Annotated in this window: 18 protein-coding genes; 7 read left to right on the top strand and 11 right to left on the bottom strand. The window is 61.3% G+C overall.

Annotation, left to right across the window (positions count from 1 at the left end):
• Positions 1 to 3 precede the first annotated feature (3 nt).
• Together C7S18_RS13545 and C7S18_RS13540 are read left to right on the top strand one after the other, a co-directional pair.
• Positions 4 to 1,296 carry an NAD(P)/FAD-dependent oxidoreductase gene (locus C7S18_RS13545; RefSeq protein WP_106892072.1) on the top strand — a complete coding sequence of 431 codons (1,293 nt, stop codon included), beginning with the start codon at positions 4 to 6 and terminating at the stop codon, positions 1,294 to 1,296.
• Positions 1,297 to 1,523: 227 nt separating this feature from the next.
• Entirely contained in the window at positions 1,524 to 2,702 is a 1,179-nt protein-coding gene (locus C7S18_RS13540) for an MFS transporter (protein ID WP_170113264.1), read from the top strand.
• On the opposite strand, the gene ispF is transcribed toward C7S18_RS13540, so the two are convergent.
• From ispF to C7S18_RS13505, 7 genes are all read right to left on the bottom strand, one after another.
• Positions 2,703 to 3,182: a 2-C-methyl-D-erythritol 2,4-cyclodiphosphate synthase gene (gene ispF / locus C7S18_RS13535; RefSeq protein WP_106892070.1), complete on the bottom strand. Its 480-nt coding sequence runs from the start codon at positions 3,180 to 3,182 to the stop codon at positions 2,703 to 2,705.
• Positions 3,179 to 3,880: a 2-C-methyl-D-erythritol 4-phosphate cytidylyltransferase gene (gene ispD / locus C7S18_RS13530; RefSeq protein ID WP_106892069.1), complete on the bottom strand. Its 702-nt coding sequence runs from the start codon at positions 3,878 to 3,880 to the stop codon at positions 3,179 to 3,181. Before ispD ends, ispF begins: the two co-directional genes overlap by 4 nt.
• Before the next feature lie 3 nt (positions 3,881 to 3,883).
• The gene (gene purF / locus C7S18_RS13525; RefSeq protein ID WP_106892068.1) at positions 3,884 to 5,365 is read right to left on the bottom strand and encodes an amidophosphoribosyltransferase; all 1,482 of its coding nucleotides are present in this window, start codon (positions 5,363 to 5,365) and stop codon (positions 3,884 to 3,886) included.
• 68 nt (positions 5,366 to 5,433) lie between these two features.
• A complete protein-coding gene (locus tag C7S18_RS13520) occupies positions 5,434 to 5,946 on the bottom strand; it encodes a CvpA family protein (protein WP_106892067.1) in 513 nt (170 codons plus the stop codon).
• Positions 5,946 to 7,040, bottom strand: a complete 1,095-nt coding sequence (locus C7S18_RS13515; RefSeq protein ID WP_146151916.1) for an SPOR domain-containing protein — start codon at positions 7,038 to 7,040, stop codon at positions 5,946 to 5,948. Before C7S18_RS13515 ends, C7S18_RS13520 begins: the two co-directional genes overlap by 1 nt.
• 219 nt (positions 7,041 to 7,259) lie before the next feature.
• Positions 7,260 to 8,189 carry an SdiA-regulated/phytase-like domain-containing protein gene (locus C7S18_RS13510; RefSeq protein WP_106892065.1) on the bottom strand — a complete coding sequence of 310 codons (930 nt, stop codon included), beginning with the start codon at positions 8,187 to 8,189 and terminating at the stop codon, positions 7,260 to 7,262.
• Positions 8,186 to 9,634 carry a transglutaminase domain-containing protein gene (locus tag C7S18_RS13505; RefSeq protein WP_170113263.1) on the bottom strand — a complete coding sequence of 483 codons (1,449 nt, stop codon included), beginning with the start codon at positions 9,632 to 9,634 and terminating at the stop codon, positions 8,186 to 8,188. Before C7S18_RS13505 ends, C7S18_RS13510 begins: the two co-directional genes overlap by 4 nt.
• A gap of 103 nt (positions 9,635 to 9,737) precedes the next feature.
• Here C7S18_RS13505 and purT point away from each other — a divergent pair, with 103 nt between their 5' ends.
• From purT to C7S18_RS13480, 5 genes are all read left to right on the top strand, one after another.
• Positions 9,738 to 10,919 (top strand): formate-dependent phosphoribosylglycinamide formyltransferase, encoded by a 1,182-nt coding sequence (gene purT / locus C7S18_RS13500; protein WP_106892063.1) that lies wholly within the window; start codon positions 9,738 to 9,740, stop codon positions 10,917 to 10,919.
• 2 nt (positions 10,920 to 10,921) lie between these two features.
• A complete protein-coding gene (locus C7S18_RS13495; RefSeq protein ID WP_106892062.1) occupies positions 10,922 to 11,722 on the top strand; it encodes a glycosyltransferase family 2 protein in 801 nt (266 codons plus the stop codon).
• Positions 11,723 to 12,095: 373 nt separating this feature from the next.
• A complete protein-coding gene (locus tag C7S18_RS24215; RefSeq protein WP_146151915.1) occupies positions 12,096 to 12,428 on the top strand; it encodes a hypothetical protein in 333 nt (110 codons plus the stop codon).
• A 705-nt stretch (positions 12,429 to 13,133) separates the two neighbouring features.
• Positions 13,134 to 15,014, top strand: coding sequence for a tRNA uridine-5-carboxymethylaminomethyl(34) synthesis enzyme MnmG (gene mnmG / locus C7S18_RS13485; protein ID WP_106892060.1), 1,881 nt, complete (start codon positions 13,134 to 13,136; stop codon positions 15,012 to 15,014).
• Positions 15,004 to 15,474, top strand: coding sequence for an RDD family protein (locus C7S18_RS13480; RefSeq protein WP_106892059.1), 471 nt, complete (start codon positions 15,004 to 15,006; stop codon positions 15,472 to 15,474). Before mnmG ends, C7S18_RS13480 begins: the two co-directional genes overlap by 11 nt.
• Before the next feature lie 24 nt (positions 15,475 to 15,498).
• Here C7S18_RS13480 and rodA read toward each other — a convergent pair whose 3' ends face one another.
• Genes rodA through mreC form a run of 4 tightly spaced genes read right to left on the bottom strand, consistent with a single transcriptional unit; the run spans position 15,499 to position 19,920 of the window.
• The gene (rodA, locus tag C7S18_RS13475; RefSeq protein ID WP_106892058.1) at positions 15,499 to 16,614 is read right to left on the bottom strand and encodes a rod shape-determining protein RodA; all 1,116 of its coding nucleotides are present in this window, start codon (positions 16,612 to 16,614) and stop codon (positions 15,499 to 15,501) included.
• A complete protein-coding gene (gene mrdA, locus C7S18_RS13470) occupies positions 16,611 to 18,506 on the bottom strand; it encodes a penicillin-binding protein 2 (RefSeq protein ID WP_106892057.1) in 1,896 nt (631 codons plus the stop codon). The genes rodA and mrdA overlap by 4 nt, the downstream gene beginning before the upstream one ends.
• Entirely contained in the window at positions 18,503 to 18,994 is a 492-nt protein-coding gene (gene mreD / locus C7S18_RS13465; protein WP_106892056.1) for a rod shape-determining protein MreD, read from the bottom strand. The genes mrdA and mreD overlap by 4 nt, the downstream gene beginning before the upstream one ends.
• Positions 18,991 to 19,920, bottom strand: coding sequence for a rod shape-determining protein MreC (gene mreC / locus C7S18_RS13460; protein ID WP_106892055.1), 930 nt, complete (start codon positions 19,918 to 19,920; stop codon positions 18,991 to 18,993). The genes mreD and mreC overlap by 4 nt, the downstream gene beginning before the upstream one ends.
• Positions 19,921 to 19,934: the final 14 nt, after the last annotated feature.

Genomic DNA, 19,934 nt, shown 5'->3' with positions numbered 1-19,934 from the left:
GCCATGAGCACCTTGCGTGATGGCCAAGCGCCCGTCGATTCGTGGTATCGGCAGACGGCGATGCCGTTTCCCCGGCAAGCGCATCTGCAAGGCAAGGAGCGCGTTGATGTCGCGATTCTCGGTGCGGGCCTGACCGGACTCTCGGCGGCGATTGAACTCGCGAAAGCGGGCCGCAAAGTGGCAATCATCGAGGCACGCGAAGTTGGTTGGGGTGCATCCGGCCGCAGTGGTGGGCAGGCCATTTTCGGGTTCGGTTGCGATCAGCACAAGATCACCGCGCAGCTGGGGCTCGCCGATTCCAAGAAACTGTTTGCCTGGTCGCTGGAAGGTATGCAGCTCTTGAAGTCGCGAATTCGCGACTATCAAATCGATTGCGATTGGCACGATGGTCACGCGCATGTGCCGATCAAACCGCGCCAAGTGGATGAGCTGAAGCATTGGCAGGACGATCTGGCGCGCAATTTCGATTACGCGTTGCCGTGGTGGGATCGCGACCAATTGCGCGCCGTATTGGCGACGGATCGCTATCTCGGCGCACTGTACGACCCGAACTCTGGGCATCTGCATCCGCTGAATTTCACGCTCGGGCTTGCGACAGCCGCACTGGCGTTAGGTGTGAAGATCTATGAGCACAGCGAGGTCATCAGCCTGAATCGACAGGCGCCGCTTTGCCTGAAGACAGCGGCAGGTGAAGTGGAAGCCGAGTCGGTGATCCTCGCCGGAAATGCTTACGTGTATGGCTTGGCACCCGAACTCGACGCCCGCATCATGCCGGTCGGCACTTATATTGGTGCGACCGAGCCGCTGCGTGCAGACCGTGCCCAGTCGCTGATCCAGAACGGCATGGCCGTCGCGGACATCAACTGGGCTTTGGACTACTTCCGTCTCACCAGCGATCACCGTTTGTTGTTTGGTGGCCGCGCCAGCTACTCCACGCTGAAGCCGTTGAACTTGGCCGGCGTCATGGCCGCAAGAATGAAGCGCGTGTTCCCGCAGCTTGCCGATGTGCGTTTCGACAAGGTCTGGGGCGGTTATGTGGATATTTCGCTGAGTCGTGCGCCGCATTGGGGACGCCTCACACCGAACATCTATTTCGCGCAAGGTTTTTCTGGTCACGGCATTGCCGCCACGGGGCTTGCGGGCAGGTTGATCAGCGAAGCGATCCTGATGCAATCGAACCGGCTCGATGTGTTCGAGAAGTTGAAGCATCGGCCGTTTCCAGGCGGTCGATTGTTGCGGACGCCCATGCTCGTGGCCGCAATGGCTTGGTACAAACTTCGCGATGCGCTCTGGTAGGCGCTTTGTGACGGACCTCATCGTGCTCATTGGGCGCTGATTCAGTTTCAGAGCCCTTGCCCGAATTTCGCCCTTGATTCGACTGATTCGATGCCAGCAGCGTTGTGGTAATCGGCGCATGCTCAACCCATGTCGGATGTCGAACACTGCCTTGAGTCCTTGCTGACGCCCCGTAGAGCGCTTGCCGCAAGCTTTTCGCAGTCCTTATTCCAGGAAGGAGTATCAGCGTGAGTGAGCAGGGCCGGCGGGCCGTGTGGTGGTTGGGACTGAGCCAATGTGTGCTCTGGGGCATTCTCTATTACGGCTACTCGATCTGGCAGGAGCCGCTGATTCAAAGTCTGCATGTGTCGCGCGTGCAAATCGCCGGCGCGTTTTCGTTGGGCCTGGCGGTCATGGCGTTGCTGGCACCCTGGGTCGGTCGTCAGATCGACAACGGCGATGTGCAACGAATGGTCCGCTGGGGCTTGCTGCTTGCGGTACTCGGCATCGTTGGTTTGACGTTATCGCGGATGCTTTGGTCTTTGTACCTGTCTTACGCGCTGCTTGGCGCCGCGATGGCCACGCTGCTCTATGAAACCGCATTCGGACTCGTGACGCGTGCCGTCAGCGATCACCGCGAACGCCTGAGCGCGTTGTCGACGATCACCATTTTTGGCGGGCTGGCGAGTACGGTATTTCTACCCTTGCTCGCGTGGTCGACCAGTCACTTCGGATGGCGCATTACCGGTTGGGCTGCGATTCCGTTCCTGATTGCCAGTGGCGTGTTGCTGGAGAAGGCGGTGTATCCGTATTTAGTGGCTGATGAGCGTGTTGATCAGGCAAAGGCTGATGCGGCCGCGTTCGAAATCGGTCTGCCGCACATCTGGGCTTTCAGCATCGTCTTCATTTTGTGCACCGTGTCGGCGATGACACTCGCGGTGCTCGTGATCCCGAAGCTGCATGCCGAAGGTGCGTCAGCCATCTGGGCAGCTTCCGCGCTTGGTGTGTTTGGCGTCGCGCAACTGCCGGGTCGAATCTGGCTGGCGCGTCATCGCAGTGAGGTGTCGGCCACGTGGCTGACAACCATTCCGCTGACGTCGATGTTGCTCGGCATGATCGGGCTCGCGGTCGCACCTGGTCTCTTCGCGGCATTCTTTTCAATTGCCTTGTTCGGCTTCGGCTCGGGCATGATGACGTTGGCGCGGCCTTGGTTGGTACAACAGCGCTTCGGTGTGAGTCAGGCAGGTCGCATCAACGGTCGCATCGCCAAACATCAAGGCGTGGCGCGTGCAATGGGGCCGATCGGCGCGGTTTGGCTTGCCGATCTGGGGCATTTCGATTGGGTGTTTGCCGGCTTTGCGTTTGCGATTTTGCTGGTGTTGCCACTCGCTGGTCGCTTGCCAGCGCCAAACACTGCGGCTGCCTGATCAATCCGGGATCAACAGCACGACCGCTTCGGCTGCAATGCCTTCTTCGCGGCCCGTAAATCCGAGCTTCTCGGTGGTCGTTGCCTTGATGCTGATCTGACCCACTTCGCAGCCGATGATCTCGGCCACGCGGGCCTGCATCGCGGCGCGGTGTGGGCCAACTTTCGGGCGCTCGGCGAGGATCGTGATGTCGGCATTGCCAAGCCGGTAGCCGCGGGCCTGTATCAGGCTCATCACATGGCGCAGAAACACCGCGCTGTCGGCGCCTTTCCAGCGCGCATCACTGGGCGGAAAGTGCTGGCCGATGTCACCAAGCGCGAGGGCACCCAACAACGCGTCGCAGAGCGCGTGCAGCACGACGTCGCCATCTGAGTGCGCGAGGATGCCGCGGTCATGTGGGATCTTCAGGTTGCCGAGCCAAACGCCATCGCCCGCGGTGAACGCGTGCACGTCAAACCCGTGGCCGATGCGGATGTTCATGCCGGGCTGGTCAGAATGAACTCGGCCAATGCCAGATCATGTAGCGTGGTGACCTTGATGTTGTCATCGTCACCGACGACGAGCAACGGTCGGCCGCCGAGTGCTTCGATCGCGCTGGCTTCGTCGGTGATGCCAGGCTTCAGTGCTGGATCATTCAACACCTGCTGCAAGGCACCGAAAAGCGCGCCATAACGGAACAGCTGCGGTGTGAGTGCGCGCCACAGCTCCGAGCGCGGCAGCGTCTTTTCAATCCGACCACCAGGCGCACCCTGCTTCATCGTGTCGCGCACCGGCGCAGCCAGAATCGCGCCATCCGAATGACGCGTCCCTTGTTCGATCAATGCATCCAAATCGTGATGCCGAACGCAGGGCCGGGCGGCGTCATGCACCATCACCCAATCATCGTTGCCAACGGAATCAGCAAGCGCGCGAAGGCCAGCGAGTACCGAATCGGCGCGCTCTTCGCCGCCAATACAAGTGCGCACTGGTTTGCCTTCTAGCTCGGTCAGCCCCGGCCAATGCGGGTCGTGGGCGGCCAGCGCGACCATGGCGCCGGCGATCTTTGGATGTGCGAGCAGGCGATCCAACGTGCGGACGAGCATCGGCGCGCCGACGAGCGGCGCGTACTGCTTCGGAATCACCGCGCCGAAACGCTGACCCCGTCCTGCGGCTGGCACCACGACCCAGATGCGATTCATGGCTCAGCCCTTGCTGACGCGGCGCGCAGCTTTCGCATGATCGGCGCGGGCGCGCGCCAGATCTTCGAAATAACCGGTCGGTATGCCCGTGATGTATTCGCCCGAGAAGCAACTGGTGTCGAAGTGATTCAGATCATCATTGCCCTCCGACACCGACCAGATCAAATCATCGAGTTCCTGGTAGATCAGCCAGTCGGCACCAATGAGTTGCTCGATCTCTTGCTCCGAACGGTCGTGGGCAACGAACTCTTCGGCCGAGGGCATATCGATTCCGTAGACATTCGGGTGCCGCACCGGCGGCGCTGCGGAGGCCAGATACACTTTGCGGGCGCCGGCTTCACGCGCCATTTGAATGATTTGTCTGGACGTCGTGCCGCGGACGATCGAGTCATCCACCAGTAGCACGCATTTATTGCGAAATTCGAGCTCGATCGCGTTCAACTTGCGACGCACCGACTTCACGCGTTCGCTTTGGCCGGGCATGATGAAGGTCCGACCGACATATCGGTTCTTGACGAAGCCCTCGCGGTACTTCACGTCCAAGGTTTGCGCGAGCGCGAGCGCGGCGGTGCGGGACGTGTCCGGAATCGGAATCACCGCTTCGATGTCGTGGTCGGGGCGCAGGTGCAGAATCTTCTGCGCCAGCTTTTCGCCCATGCGCAGCCGAGCCTTGTACACCGATACGTCTTCCATCATTGAATCCGGACGAGCCAGGTACACATACTCGAAAATGCAGGGTGCATGCTGTTTCGGCTCGGCACACTGCTGGCTCAGCAACTCGCCTTGTTCGGTGATGATCATGCCTTCGCCGGGCCGGACATCACGCTCGCGCTTGAAGCCGAGGAGGTCGAGCGCGACGCTTTCTGACGCCAACGCCCATTCGACGCCATCGTCACTGTCGCGACGACCGAGCACCAACGGACGGATTCCGTGCACATCGCGAAACGCGACAACGCCGAGGCCGAGCACCAGGGTCACGACGGCGTAACCGCCAATGCAACGAGCATGCACGGCGCTGACGGCGCGGAATGCGTCTTCGGCCGTGGCACGCAGGCTGCCCGAGTTTTGCATTTCGTGCGCGAAGACGTTGAGCAGGACTTCCGAGTCAGAGCCGGTATTGATGTGGCGCCGATCCTGCTCGAACAACTCCTTGCGCAATAAGTTGGTGTTGACGAGATTGCCGTTGTGGCCAAGCGCAATGCCGAACGGGGAGTTCACCCAGAATGGCTGCGCCTCGTCGGCACCTTCGGAGCCCGCGGTTGGATAGCGGCAATGGGCGATCCCGATACGACCACGCAGCCGGCTCATGTGCTCGGTATTGAACACGTCCTTCACCAGGCCATTGGCCTTGTGCAAATGCACGCGAGCCCCATCGACGGTGGCGATGCCGGCGGCATCCTGGCCACGATGCTGTAGCACCGTCAGGCCGTCATAAAGCGCCGCGCCGACATCAGAGCGGCCGACGATTGCAAGAATTCCACACATGGTTCAGGCCTCAGTTTTCAGATTCGATCGGACGTGCCAGGCGCGCGCATTCTGGCAGGAGTTGGCGCTCAAGTCGGCGCCAGCGGCGCCGGACCAAGCTGCACAAAACGCGCCAGGCGCTCTGGGACTAAAGCCAGCGCGGCTTCGGCCAGGGGCAGAAACACCGGCAGCGCGCGCGATTCGCGCCACCAGCGATCCTGTGGGATAGGGGTCAATCCGGCGATCAGGATCAACAGCACCGTCAGCGCCACGCCGCGGGCGGCACCGAACAGTAGACCGAGGAGACGGTCGGTGCCACTGAGCCCGGTGGTCTGCACCAGTTTTTTCGCGAACCAGAGCCCGAGCGCGCCCATCAGGAGCGTGCCGACGAACACCAGGGCATAGCCGAGAAAGATCCTGAGCGACGGCGTATCGATCTGGCCGCCAAGTGCGTCTGCCAGCACGGGGCCGACCAACGCCGACAGCACGGTTGCCAGAATCCAGATCGCAATCGACAGGACCTCGACGAGCAGCCCGCGAAACAGGCCGATCATCATCGACAGCAATACGACGATGGCAATCGCCAGATCAGCCCCATTCATCAAGGATGCCGAACCACGTTGCCGTTCAAGTTGAAGCGGGCTTTGATGGCATCACGCAGCTTCTCGGCATTGGCACGCTCCGCTTCGGGTCCGACCCGGACCCGGAATAGCAGGCCTTGATCGGTGTTCAGCCGCTCCACATAAGCCGCGAAGCGCCCGCCACGCAGCTGATCGCGAAGCTTGTTGGCCTCGGCCTGATCCTTGAACGCGCCAATCTGAACGGCAAAACCTGAGCCCACGGGCGCGGTATCGGCCGCTGGCGGCAGGGACGCCGCAGGCGCTGAAGCCGCATCCAAGTCCGTGATCACCGGTTTGAGGCCAGGATTTGCGGCCGCAATCTTCTGGCGCATTGATTCGGCATCAGACCGCATCGCATACGGGCCAACACGGAGGCGCGAGGCGGTCTTCCCCGACACGTCAACGGTGTCGTCGATCACTCGAAACCCCATCCCCGCCAGGCTGGCACGCAATTGCGCGGCATTGGCCTGATTCGCAAACGTGCCGAGCGAGACGACGTAGCGACCCTGGTTCGAGGTCGTCGGCAGACTGGCCGGTTTTGGTGCGATGGGTTGCGGGGGCGGTGGGACCGGAGCGGGCTTCGGCGCAGGCGTCGTGACGGGCGGCGGCGCTGCAATGGGGGCGCTGGTAGCGGGGCTGGTCGTAGCTATGGGTGCCGTCGCTGGGCTTGGTGCCGGGCTCGGCGGCGGCGTGCTGGCCTGGGTCGTTGCGGGATTGGCGGCGACGGGGCTGCCACTCGTACCTGGATCAATGACCTCGCCGCTCCGCGCGTCGATTCGCGGCGGAATGTTCTCGGGGCTGACCGTCGCAATCGGGTCGACCTCGGCTGCGGGCAATGCTGGCTCGGCATTCAGGGCCGCGCCCACGCTGGTGGGCGGGGCTGGCGGCGGCGTCGCGGCGTCGAGCGGCACATCTTGAACCTGATAGTCGCGGGCCGGCTGTTCCGGAATGGCTAACGGCACATCGGTGCGTGCCGGCGCTTGCTCCGGGCCGTCCAGCAGCATGGGCAGGAACACAGCAGCGAGCACAATCAGAACAGCAGCGCCGATCAGGCGTTTTTGCAATTGCGGGTCCATATTGAAAGTCGCAGCGGCGAAGGCGCCATTATCGCCGCCCAATGGCAGCCCGGTCAAAGCAGGCAAGCGACCATAGTGTGCGCTGTGTCACCACCATTCAGCTTGGCGCCAATGGTCTCGTGGGTTGCTGCCGTGGATTGGCGGCAGGGTGTATTCACTCGGCGCGCATTAGGCGCCCTGGCGTGCTGTCCGCGCATGCGGAACGCCGTCGACGGTCGGTCAAGGCAACTTGACGCTCAGGATGGGCGCCGGCAGGTTTTCGGTGGTGATCAAGAATTCTTCCATGCCGGGATCAAACGCGATGGCCTCAGCCTGTGGCATGAATGGCAGGCCGAACGGTTTGGGTGGCTGACGCAGGGCCTCCAGCCAGGACTGGCCGAAATGGCGTTCAAACAGAAATGCGTCCTTGTACGTGAGCACGACGACAAAGCTGCCATTTGGATCGGCAACTGCGCCCGTGGCCTGACCGAAATAGCGGGCATAGCGTGGCAGCCGCTCGATCTCCTCAGGGGTTGCGCCCGGAATGGTCGCAAACGTACCGACCTTGCGGGCAGTGATCCTTCGCTTTGGCGGCTTTTCGAAGTTCAACGGCACGGCATAAAGGCCAGCCGGTCGTTGGCGTTTGCCGATCAGGTACAGGGTGTCCTTGTTGGTGTCGAGGAACACCGCCTCGACGTCATGGGGGCCATCACCGAAGCGAATCCGGAAATGCTGACTGAGCGGCACTGTCCGATCATCTGGATTCGGTTCAACGACCACGTAGATGCTGATCTCGGAGCGCAGTCCGCCATTGTCGCCGGTATCGGCGATCAACAAGTGCGGCACCTGATGCCGCTGGAAACTCTGGAGGTCTTCCCAATCGATGTTGTGCGCGCCCAGTACATCGACGGTACCGAGATGCCCGCCATGCCGATCGAGCGCTTCCAACGCCGCCGGATGGTCGCTGTCATTGACTGCCCAGAGCAGGTTTGGATGTCGTTGGGAAATGGTCATCCCGCTGACCTCGGCGATCGCGCTGTCGCGCAACATGCCAACCAGATTCGGTGCGCCGACGACGCTCTGGTCGGGCTCAGCTGCGAAAGTGCCAGCTGCTGCGCTCGACCAAAACAGCAGAACCAACACGCGCAATGACCGTTGCCAGGTCGTCATGGGGTGGCACGACCCTTGCCGATGCGGGCAATCGCCAGACTGCCCAACGCGTTCAAGCTGCCGAAATACATGCCTGGGTCGCCATTGCCTACGGCGAGCAGCAGGTGGCCAGAATCGTATTGGCCGAGCGCGGCGTCAAAGCTCTGCCAGCGGCCATCGATGAACGCTTGCGTCCAGGCGTGCGGGACGAACACGCGGCTGCTGCCCGCAAATTCATTGGTGTAAGCGAGGCCGGCCGCGATCCGGGTTGGAATCCCCAAGGCGCGTCCTGCCGCGGCCAGCAGCAATGCGTGTTCCGTGCAGTCGCCCGAGCGGTCGGCAAACGCTTCGCTGGCGCTTGCATAGGCGCTCGCCAGGTTCTTGTCTGCCAATCTGGCCGACACCGCGTGGGTAAGTAACTGCATTCGTTCTGAGTCGGTCTTGGCGCTTTGCGCTTTTTTGGTGGCGAATGCGACAATCTTTGGGTCGTCGCTCTGCACCCAACTGCTGGGAGTCTTCAGTTCAGGTGCTGCAATGGTTTGATCGCGAAAGTTCGGTGCATCGATATCGATTCGGAAACAGCGGGTGCTGGCGCCATCTGGCAGCTCACAATGCTTGGCGTCGACCCGACGCGCCCGTTGCTCGCCAGCCTGCTCGGGCAGTTCGACCTGGCCGTCCACTTTGAGCCAATATCGCATTGGCGCCGACCGCTCACGGACACTCAATACGCGTGGTGCGGGCAACGAGGTGAGATGGAACAAGTCACCGCCGATTGCTTCCGGTGTGGCCTCGGCTTGGGTGCTCAGCACCAATTCCAGTTCGGTACCGAGCATTGGCATGCGGGAGTAACGCATCTCGCCGGTGGCATCCTGCCACTCGGTACTGGCTAGGCTCGCGCCGGCCATTCGCATCATCTGGTCAACCCGGTAGGCCTTGATGGGGCCGGTCGGCGACTGCACGGTTTCCAAATCGCCAAGCGTCAGCGCAACTTGCACAACGCTCAAGCTGGACGGATCAAACATTGCGTACCGCACTTCTTTCTCGCCGGCATCACGTGCCGCGCGGATCAGTCGCTCGCTGCCTTCAGTCAGCAACGCGTCGGCCGGAATCGTGGTTGCCACTTGCCGCCACTGCAAACCATCCGATTGCTCAACCTGCCAGTGATCCTGCTGCCACTGACCGCGCGCCTGCGCCACGCTGTCGCCCAGGCGCTGATTCAGTTCAAAACCCAAGGGTTTGCCCTGCGGCGATTCGATGTGGGTTTCTTCGGTCCAGATCCGGACCGGGTCTGTCGCTCGCTTCAGACTGACCGAAAACGTCTCCTGGTGCCTGATTTCTCGGTCGGTTTCGTTGCGGACGCTTCGCACATAGCCAATGCGTTCGCCCTTGAGCCAGACCTGATACCACGTCTCGCTGCTGATCGAATCCGCCATGGCTTCGCCCATGACACCAAACCAGGCGAGCACTAGGAGCGCCCAGTGTGCCCCGGCGCACGAGCGCCGACGCTTGTCAACGCTGTGCCCGGGCGTCCGGGACGCTAAACTTTCGGCCTTATTCTGGAGATCGATCATGCTCGGATTGTCGACGCCTTTGAGTTCTCAGTCGCGCAAACTCTTGTTGCTGGGATCGGGCGAACTTGGCAAGGAAGTCGCCATCGAGGCGCAGCGCCTGGGGGTAGAAGTCATTGCTGCCGATCGTTACGCGCATGCTCCGGCCATGCAAGTGGCCCACCGCGCACATGTACTCAATATGCTGGATCCTGTTCAGCTTCGTACCCTGATCGAGCAGGAGAAACCGGACTGGATCGTGCCCGAAATCGAGGCGATTCATACGCCTACGCTCCTGGAACTGGAGCAGGCGGGCTTTCACGTAGTGCCAACGGCCCGTGCCACGCGGTTGACCATGGATCGCGAAGGCATTCGCCGTCTTGCTGCGGAAACCCTGGGTCTCGCCACCTCGCGATACGAGTTTGTCGACGATTTCGATGCGTTCCACGCGGCGGTCGGCCGAATCGGGCTGCCGTGCGTCGTCAAGCCGATCATGAGCTCGTCGGGCAAAGGCCAGAGCCTGGTTCGCCGGGCCGAGCAGATCGAAGCGGCCTGGGACTATGCGCAGCATGGTGGTCGGGCCGGGCAGGGCAGGGTGATTGTCGAGGCATTCGTGCCATTCGACTACGAAATCACCTTGCTGACGATTCGTCACCGCGGAGGCACGAGCTTTTGTGAGCCCATTGGCCATTATCAGGAAGACGGTGATTATCGGGAGAGTTGGCAGCCGCAGCCCATGAACCCAGACGCCCTCGCCAAGGCCCAGGACATTGCCGCCAAAATTACCGAAGCCCTGGGCGGCTACGGTTTGTTTGGGGTCGAGCTGTTTGTCCGGGGTGACGAGGTCTTGTTCTCCGAAGTGTCGCCGCGTCCGCACGATACCGGCCTCGTGACGCTCATCTCTCAGGATCTGTCCGAGTTTGCGCTGCATGTCCGGGCGATTCTTGGGTTGCCTATTCCTGTCATCCGGAGCCGCGGCGCATCGGCGTCGATGGCGATTCTGGCCAGCGGCAAAGGCGTGCCGATGTTCCATGGTGCGAGTGAGGCGCTGGCCGAGCCCGATACGGAGCTTCGTCTGTTTGGAAAACCATCGGTCGATGGCAAACGGCGTGTGGGCGTGGCATTGGCCCGCGGTGATTCGCTCTTCCAGGCTAAAGAGAAAGCCCGACGTGTCGCGGAACGCATCCGCATTGAGTGGTACTGAGTATGCAAGGCGCCAGAGTTTCCGTAGTCATTCCGTCCCGACTCCAAGGGCCATCTATTGACCCTTCCGGATCGTGGTTCGTCGAGCGCGCTCTGAACTGCCTGCGCGAACAGACCGCTTTGAAGCAAGGCGCGTTGCTGCAAGCCATTGTTGCGGTGGATGCCGGGATGGGCCAGACCGCCCAGGGGCGCCTGCAACAGCGCGCCATCATTGCTGAGTCCGGCACACGGAGCCAAGCGGCCGCGTTGAACGCGGGGCTTTCGATGGCGGGAGGCGATTACATCGCGTTTCTGGAAGACGATGATTTGTGGTCGCCGGACTTCCTCGCGACCGCATTGGCGCACCTGCAGCAGTTCGACTTCGTGTCGTCGACTCAATTGGACATGAGTGTTGAGGGCGACGTGCAACGGATATCCGACTTTCCGACCCCATCCGGCTGGATCATGCCTCGACGGACGTTTGAGCGCGTCGGTTTCTTTGACGAATCGTTTCGATGGCACCTCGACAGCGATTGGTTGGGCCGGCTTGGTGACACTGGTTTGCGAAGGGCGCATCTGGTCGAAGCGACGGCGCCATTGCAGCAGCACTGGATCGAAGCCAGCCGTCCACAGCTGGCCGAACTGATGGAACACAGCAATGGTCAGGTCACATTGTGCCGTCACGCGTCACCTTGGCCGCTGATTGTCAGGACGGTGCACCCCAATTCGGGCATGGCCCAGATTCAGGCTGATCCGATCAAGGGGGCAGAAAGCCAGGCCGAATGCGAGGCTCTGAAAAAGCGCTTTGGCCACCTGCCCTGGTAGCGGGGCCATCGGGGCCGGCCCCGGGCCTGCCATAACGCAAAATCTGCACTGCCGTTGCGATCAACTCTCATCAAACACACGATAACCCGTTGATTGATGTACTCAGTACTTCTGCGACTGATGCCCAACCTGATGGCAAGTAACCCCCTCCCCGACCCTCCCCCGCGCTCACGGGGGAGGGCGCGCTCCCGCTCCCACGCGAGTGGGAGCGGGCTGGGGAGCGGGCTACTTGCCACACAGCACCGTCGTGAAAATTGCGCATCGTCGCTGACAGTTTGATGCGCGAATAAGCGCACCAAAGGGGCGGCTGGACTCCCTGCCGACAGGCAAAAAAAACCCCCGCAGAGCGGGGGCTTAAAAAGGGAGGAGAAACGTGAAGAGAGTTGAATCAGGAAGGGAGGCGGCCCAGGACGGCTTCGAGCTTGGCTCGTCGCTCACACAGTTTCGCTATCTCAGGTTCGGCATTGGCACGCTGGCTGACTACTTCCAGGGCCATATCAACGCGACCGATCTCGATGAGTACATCGTGATGCATCGCGATTGGGTCAAATCCAAGGTTAGCGGTTCCATGGTCCATCAAGGCATCCTCTCTACTCGTTCCAACTGCGAAGTAGATCAAGCAGGTTGTGTGCCATGGATCACGTTTTCGGTCGCTGGTCGGGAATCTTTGCCTGTAAACAAATCAAACAGCCGCTTGGCACATTGATTTCCTGGGCTGTAGCGCTAGAATTCAAAATAGTCGCGAAGATTGCAGACACGATCCGACACAAAATGCGGTTGTAATTCCCGCATCGATTTTCGGATTAATTGGCATAAAGCGGACGCCGGGGATGAGAGGGCATAGATTGCCGGCGCCTCGCAGGGTCGCTGGCACCCGGTCGAAATGGTCGACAAGGATTCCCCCTGTTCCTCTCAGACCACCGGGTGCCAGTCTTTTCTTCCCTGAAAAGACTGGACCGTTGCTTCCTCCCAGAGCGCGAATGAGGCCCCTGCCGCCTGCAACCCACTCGATCCGCATCCTCTCTGCGGGGTCGTCCCGGGTCTGTCGATCCAGGCATCGAGATTAGGTCCACCTCTCGGAGTGCCCGCAGACTGTCGCAGAAGTCTTGCCAAACGCGAACCCCCCAATGCAGTCGATGACAAACTCTTGCAGGCTCGAACCCTTGTTTCACAAAAGTAAGAGATTGCATGCTGCAACATGGCACGGCCCCGGTGCGAACTTAGCGTTGCAGAATCAATCACTTATGCAATGGATCCCAGGCGGCTCGGCCACGGCCCGCTTCGCCACTGACTCGGCTCACCGGTGCCTCGAGGGCCAACTCGAACGAAACCTGCGGGATCCGCAATCGTTCGGGTCGCATTGCGCAGGCCGATGTCATAATCCGCGCGTTTCTATCCAAGGCCTCACGATATGAAGTTCCCGGAAGCGTTCGATGTCATCGTGGTGGGTGGCGGTCATGCCGGCACCGAAGCCTGTTTGGCGGCGGCCCGCGCTGGCGCCCGCACGTTGCTGCTGACGCACAACATCGAAACGCTGGGCCAGATGTCCTGCAATCCAGCAATCGGTGGGATTGGCAAAGGCCATCTCGTCAAAGAGGTCGATGCGCTGGGCGGCCTCATGGCCACCGCGGCCGATCATGCCGGCATTCAGTGGCGCACGTTGAACAGCAGCAAGGGCCCAGCTGTTCGGGCGACGCGGTGCCAGGCGGATCGATTGCTGTACAAGGCATTCGTGCGGAAGACGTTGGAATCGACCCCCAATCTGACCTTGTTTCAACAGGCGGTCGATGACCTGCTGGTGGAAGCCGGGCGCGTCCGCGGCGTGCGAACCCAGATGGGCCTTTGGTTTCACGCGCCAACCGTCGTGCTGACGGCCGGCACGTTCTTGGCCGGGCGGATCCATATTGGCCTCGAACACTACTCGGGCGGTCGCGCCGGCGATCCGCCAGCCTTGGCCCTGGCCGAGCGCTTGCGCGAAATGAGCCTGGGTGCTGATCGATTGAAGACCGGTACGCCACCGCGAATCGATGGTCGGAGCATTGACTACAGCAAGTTGCAGGAACAGCCTGGCGATACGCCGATGCCGGTGTTTTCGTTTCTGGGCGGTGTCGGCGATCACCCCGAACAGATCAGCTGCCATATCACCGAGACATCCAACCGAACGCACGACATCATTCGGGCAGCGCTCGATCGGTCGCCGCTCTACACGGGCAAGATCGAAGGCGTGGGCCCGCGTTATTGTCCGAGCATCGAGGACAAGATCGTCCGGTTTGCCGACAAGGACTCGCATCAGATATTCATCGAGCCAGAAGGGCTGACCACGTTCGAGATTTATCCGAACGGCATTTCGACGTCGCTGCCGTTCGATGTGCAACTGGACCTCGTACGTTCGATCAAGGGGCTGGAGCGCGCGCATATCACCCGACCCGGCTATGCGATCGAGTACGACTATTTCGACCCGCGTGGGCTCAAATCGTCGCTGGAAACAAAGGCGATCGACGGCCTGTTCTTCGCCGGTCAGATCAACGGCACGACCGGATATGAGGAAGCGGCTGCCCAAGGGCTCATTGCAGGTCTGAACGCGGCGTTGCAGGTGCAGGGCAAGCCAGCTTGGTCACCCCGGCGCGATCAGGCGTACATCGGCGTGTTGATCGATGACCTGATCACGCACGGCACCAATGAGCCGTATCGCATGTTCACGTCTCGTGCCGAGTATCGCTTGCACCTTCGCGAGGACAACGCCGATCTGCGCCTGACCGAGATCGGCGCGGCACTTGGTATTGTGTCGAGTCAGCGTCTGGCACGCTTTCAGGACAAGCGCGAGCAGGTCGAGCGCGAGCGCCAGCGGCTGAAAAGCCTGTGGGCGGCGCCGAACAACGCACTGGGTCAGGCCATTCAAACTGAGCTCGGGCAACCCGTCTCGAAAGAATGTTCCGCTGAGGAGATTCTGCGCCGGCCAGGCGTGAGTTACGCCGCGCTGGTGGCGGTATCGGGGTTTGGCCCTGGCGTTGCCGACGCGCAGGCGGTTGAGCAAGTCGAGGTCCAGATCAAATACGCTGGGTATCTGGATCGCCAGAGTGACGAGATCGAGCGCAATCGTCGCCACGAGGAACTGCGCTTCCCTCCGGGCTTTCGGTTCGCCGAGGTCAGTGGCCTATCCGCTGAAATCCGGCAAAAACTCGAGCGCGTGAAACCAGAGACGCTGGGCCAGGCGGCACGCATTTCAGGCGTCACACCCGCCGCAATCAGTCTACTGCTCGTCCACTTGCGCAGGTCCCGTGATGCCGCCTGAAACGAATGTCTCGGGTGCGATTGCAGCGCCACTATGGCGGCGCTTGGCCGCAGGCTTTTACGACCTGCTGCCGGTAGGCGCCCTGCTGTTCATCGGTACGGTCCTCGCCATGACCTTAGCCAACCTGTTCATTCCCGCTGAGCGGATTGACCTGATACTTCGGCATGGCCTGCCGCATTTGCTCTATCAGATTTGGCTCGCGGTCCTGATCGTGGGCTATTACGCGTGGTCGTGGCATCGAGGCGGGCAGACCATTGGCATGAAGGCCTGGGGCCTGCATGTGCAGCAACTCGATGGCCAACGCCTGGGCCTTGGTCAGGCCATCGGTCGCTGCGTGCTGTCGTGGCTGTCGCTGCTCTTGCTCGGCTCGGGGTTTTGGTGGGCCATCAATGATCCGCATCGACGCACGTGGCACGATCTGATGAGTCGGAGTTTCATGACCTATCGAAAGAAGTCCTGAGTCGCAACGATCCAGGGTGTCGCTTCAATCGCGTCGTCGGTGCGCGTGAATCGACATGATGATGCCGAATCCGGCCAAGAGGCTTACCGCGCTGGTGCCGCCGTAAGACACCAGCGGCATGGGCACGCCGACTACCGGCAACAGTCCGGCAACCATGCCGCCGTTGACCATCACATAGACGAAGAACGTCATCGCCAACGAGCCGGCCAGCAATCGGGAAAAGGTGTCGCGCGCGTTCGCCGCAATCCACAGGCTGCGGCCAATGATGAACAGGTAGATCAGGATGATGCCGATCACGCCGATCAAGCCAAACTCCTCGCTGAACACCGAGAACGCAAAGTCGGTCGTGTGTTCTGGCAAGAAGTCGAGTCGCGCCTGCGTCGAGTGGAGCCAGCCCTTGCCCAACAGGCCGCCAGAGCCCACGGCAATTTTCGACTGGATGATGTTCCAGCCATTGCCGAGCGGGTCGGCTTCGGGGTCCAGAAACATCCGGACGCGATTGCGCTGGTACTCATGCATGACCATCCACAACAACGGCATCGCGGCGAGTGTGCCACCGCTGATCAAGAGAATCCGGAGCCACGAAATGCCTGCCAGAAACACGGCGAACACGCCGGTGGACGCGACGAGCAGTGCCGTGCCCAGATCGGGTTGTTTGGCAATCAGCACGGCGGGCACGCCAATCATCGCACCGACGGTGAACAGCATGCGCCAGTTCGGTGGCAGGGCCCGGGTATGGAAGTACCAGGCGACCATCATGGGCAGGCTGATCTTCGCGAGCTCCGATGGCTGAAAACGGATGATCTTGAGGTCCAGCCAACGGTGGGCGCCGCGTCCTTCGCCGATCACCAGTAAGGCCACCAGCAACACCAGGGCGAAGCTGAAAAACCACGGCGTGATACTGCGAAACCAGGGTGGGGGAATCCGCGAAAATACCCAGAGCACCGTGAAGCCCAAACCGAGACGCAGCGATTGATTCAGGATCAGCGTCGGGTCTTCGGCACTGGCACTGAACTGGGTCAGGATTCCGATGACTGCGATCAACAGCAGCGCGATCAGCAACGGCAAGTCGACACGCGGTTTGGCCAGCCACTTTCCAAGGAATGCCTCGGCCTTATCCATCAGGTCGCGGTCAATCATCTTGGCGCCTCCGTGACGTTGGGATCAGCGGCAACTTTGCCGCTCAGAAGATAGGCGTCGAGAATTCGGCGGGCCACCGGGGCGGCCGCACGTGAGCCGCTCTGACCATGTTCCACCACCACTGCCACGGCGATCTTCGGCGCATCGGCAGGCGCAAACGCAACGAACAATGCCTGATTCCTAAGGTGCTCCGGAATCGCGTTCTCGCCGAGGTGTTGGACGCGACTGGCCTTGACCCGTTGTGCGGTACCGCTTTTGCCGGCAATCAGAAAGGGCGAATTCATGCCGTGGGCGCGGGCGGTGCCGGTCGGGCCATGCATGACGGCAACCATGCCGTCCCGCACGGCAATCCAGTTGTTTGGATCACGCACGGCGATTGGTGGCAATTCGGGGCTCGCGACCAACTCTGGGTCGGCCGCAAAGTCGTGTTGCACGGAGCGCAACAGATGCGGCGTGAAGCGCTTCCCCTGCACCGACAGGGTGGCCAATGCGTTGGCCAATTGCAGCGGGGTCGCGACCCAATAGCCCTGACCGATACCGGCGATCACCGTTTCGCCGGGATACCAGGTCTTGCCGAAACGCTGCTGCTTCCATTCGCGGCTTGGCAGCACGCCGGTGGTCTCGCTGACGAGATCGATGCCGGTCTTGGCACCAAATCCGAATTGCGCCGTGTAGGTGGACAGGCGATCAATGCCAAGGTCTGCGGCCAGTTGATAGAAATAGGTATTGACCGATTGTGCGAGTGCCTCGTTCAGGTTGACAAAGCCATGACCGCCGCGAAGCCAATCGCGATACACCTGGGTTTGTCCGGGCAAATGAAACTCGCCCGTTGAGCGCACGCCATCAGTGGGCGTTCGCAGCCCGAGTTCGAGGCCAGTCAGGCCAATAAACGGTTTGATTGTCGAGCCCGGCTCATAGCCGCCAAGCACTGCGCGGTTGAACAATGGCCGATACGGATCGGTCGTCAATGCCTGATAGTTTTTGCGCGAGATACCGTCGACAAACAGGTTCGGATCAAACGACGGCAGACTGACCATCGCGAGAATCTCGCCGTTGTTCGGGTCGATCGCGACCGCGGCCCCCGGTCGGTCCTCGAACGCCGCAATGGCCGCAGCCTGCAGGCGACTGTCGATACTCAGCCATAGATTGGCACCAGGCTTCGGCGGCACATGACCCAACACGCGCAGTGAGCGCCCTTCGGCATTGGCCTCCACTTGCTCATAGCCAACTTCGCCGAGCAACATGCTCTCGTAGCGACGCTCAACGCCCGTCTTGCCGATATGCGTGGTCGCACTGTAGCGACTGTCGTTCAGCAATTTGCGATCTTCGGCGCCGATACGCCCGACATAGCCGACAAAATGCGCGACGCCGGCGCCGAGCGGATAGAAACGCGTCTGGTAGGGCACCACTTCGACACCCTTGAATCGATGCCGGTTCACCGAGAGGCGGGCCACTTCGGCCTCATTCAAATGAAAACGCAGCGGCAGACTCTGAAATCGCCGTGTCGAGCGCCGGAGTTCATTGAACGCCTCGACATCTTCGACATCCAACGCGACGACCTGGGCCAATGCTTGAATCGTGGCATCAATGTCTTCCACCTGTTCGGGCACCAGTTCCAGTCGGAATTGTGGAACGTTTTCGGCGAGCAGCACACCATTGCGGTCATAGATCAGGCCGCGACTCGGCGCAAGCGGACGCAGCTTGATCCGGTTCTGCTCAGAGCGGGCGCTGAGCTCATCATGTCGCGCAAATTGCAGCCAGCCGTAGCGGCCGATCAGGATGAGCAGACAGATCGCGATCAGTGCCAAGCCTTCGGCGGCACGAACCCGAAAGATCTGCGTTTCCTGCGCCAGATCCTTGATCACACGGTTCGGGCGACGGAAGAGCTTCATGCGTCCTTGCTGCGTCGACGTTGGCTCAAATCGCTGACCAGCAGGAAGAACCAGGGCCAGATCAAGGCACCGCTGAACGGCGCGATCCAAAAGCGCCAGTCAATCGCGAATTCGCCGGTAAAGGTGCGCAGCATCCACGTCACAATACGGTCGTTCAACAGCAGCGCGAACACCGCGGCGGTCTGCTGCCACATGGGGAAGAACCGGATTCGCGAGCGGAAGCGGATCACAATGAATGCGACGATCACCAGCCGGAACGAGTGCTCGCCAAACGTCGTCCCGGCAACCAGATCGCTAATCAGGCCAAAACTGAATGCGAGGCCCAGGCCAAAATCTTCGGGCCACTCCAGGCTCGCATACACCACCACGAGCGCCATCCAAAACGGTCGCAGCGCGCGCATCGATTCGGGTAGCGGCATCAGGCTGAGCAGCGCCGCTGCGCCCACCAGAACCCAGAGCGCCAGGGTGTTGGCACGATTCCGGCTCATGGTTGCTCCGTATTCGGGAAACTCAGCCCCTGCGGCGGCCCGACAAAATCGGGATCAGATTCAATACTGTCGACTGATATTGCGCTCAGTTCCTGATCGAGCACCAGCAACTGCTGGACTTGTTCGATTTCGGCAACCGGGTGGGCGTCAGCATTGGCAAACGTGGCCGAGCGATCGCCGCGGACTTCCGTGATGACAGCAACAGGCAGCCCAGCCGGGAAGCGCCCGCCCAGCCCAGAGCTGACGAGCCGATCGCCGACCTGCAGATTCGCGCTGAACGGGACATGCGACAGTACAAGCCGGTCGGACGAGCCGGTTCCGTAGGCGATCGCGCGCAGTCCCGTGCGCTCAACCCGGACCGGTACCGCGTGGCTTGGGTCAGTCAGCAAGATCACGGTGCTCTGATGCTCACTCACTTCGAGCGTCTGGCCGACTAGCCCGCGGCTGTCGAGCACCGCTTGACCGGGACGGATGCCAGAGCTCTGGCCGAGATCGATCATCAAGCGATGCCGGAATGGGTCAAGGTCGACGTCGACCAGCTCGGCCAGCTTGACACTCAGTCCGAGGCGCGCGCGCGCGCCGAGGAGGCCTCGAAGGCTCTCGTTCTCGCGGACGAGTGTGGCCAGGCGGCCCAGATTTGCCTGATCCAGCAGCAGTTGTTCCCGCATGGATCGGTTTTCGTCGAGCAGGGTCTGACGGTCACCGAAATAGCGCCAGGCTGACTCGCCGAGGCGTTTCGGCGTCGTGGCGAGCCAATAAATCGGGCCGGTGATCGCCGCGCCTTTCGCACGGACTGCTTGCAGCAAGCCAAATCGGGCATCGCTGGCCATCAGGGCCGAAGCCACCGCCAGTAACACGACCAGCCGCAACGTCCCGGCCCCGTGGCCGGAAAAGAGGTGCGTCTGGTCGGCCGATTGCACCGGCATGTTGCGGCGCCTTC

Origin of the sequence: Ahniella affigens (genome assembly GCF_003015185.1) — a bacterium.
Lineage (GTDB): Bacteria > Pseudomonadota > Gammaproteobacteria > Xanthomonadales > Ahniellaceae > Ahniella > Ahniella affigens.
Note: the sequence above shows the minus strand (reverse complement) of the source record. Positions and strands in the feature narration are given on the sequence as shown.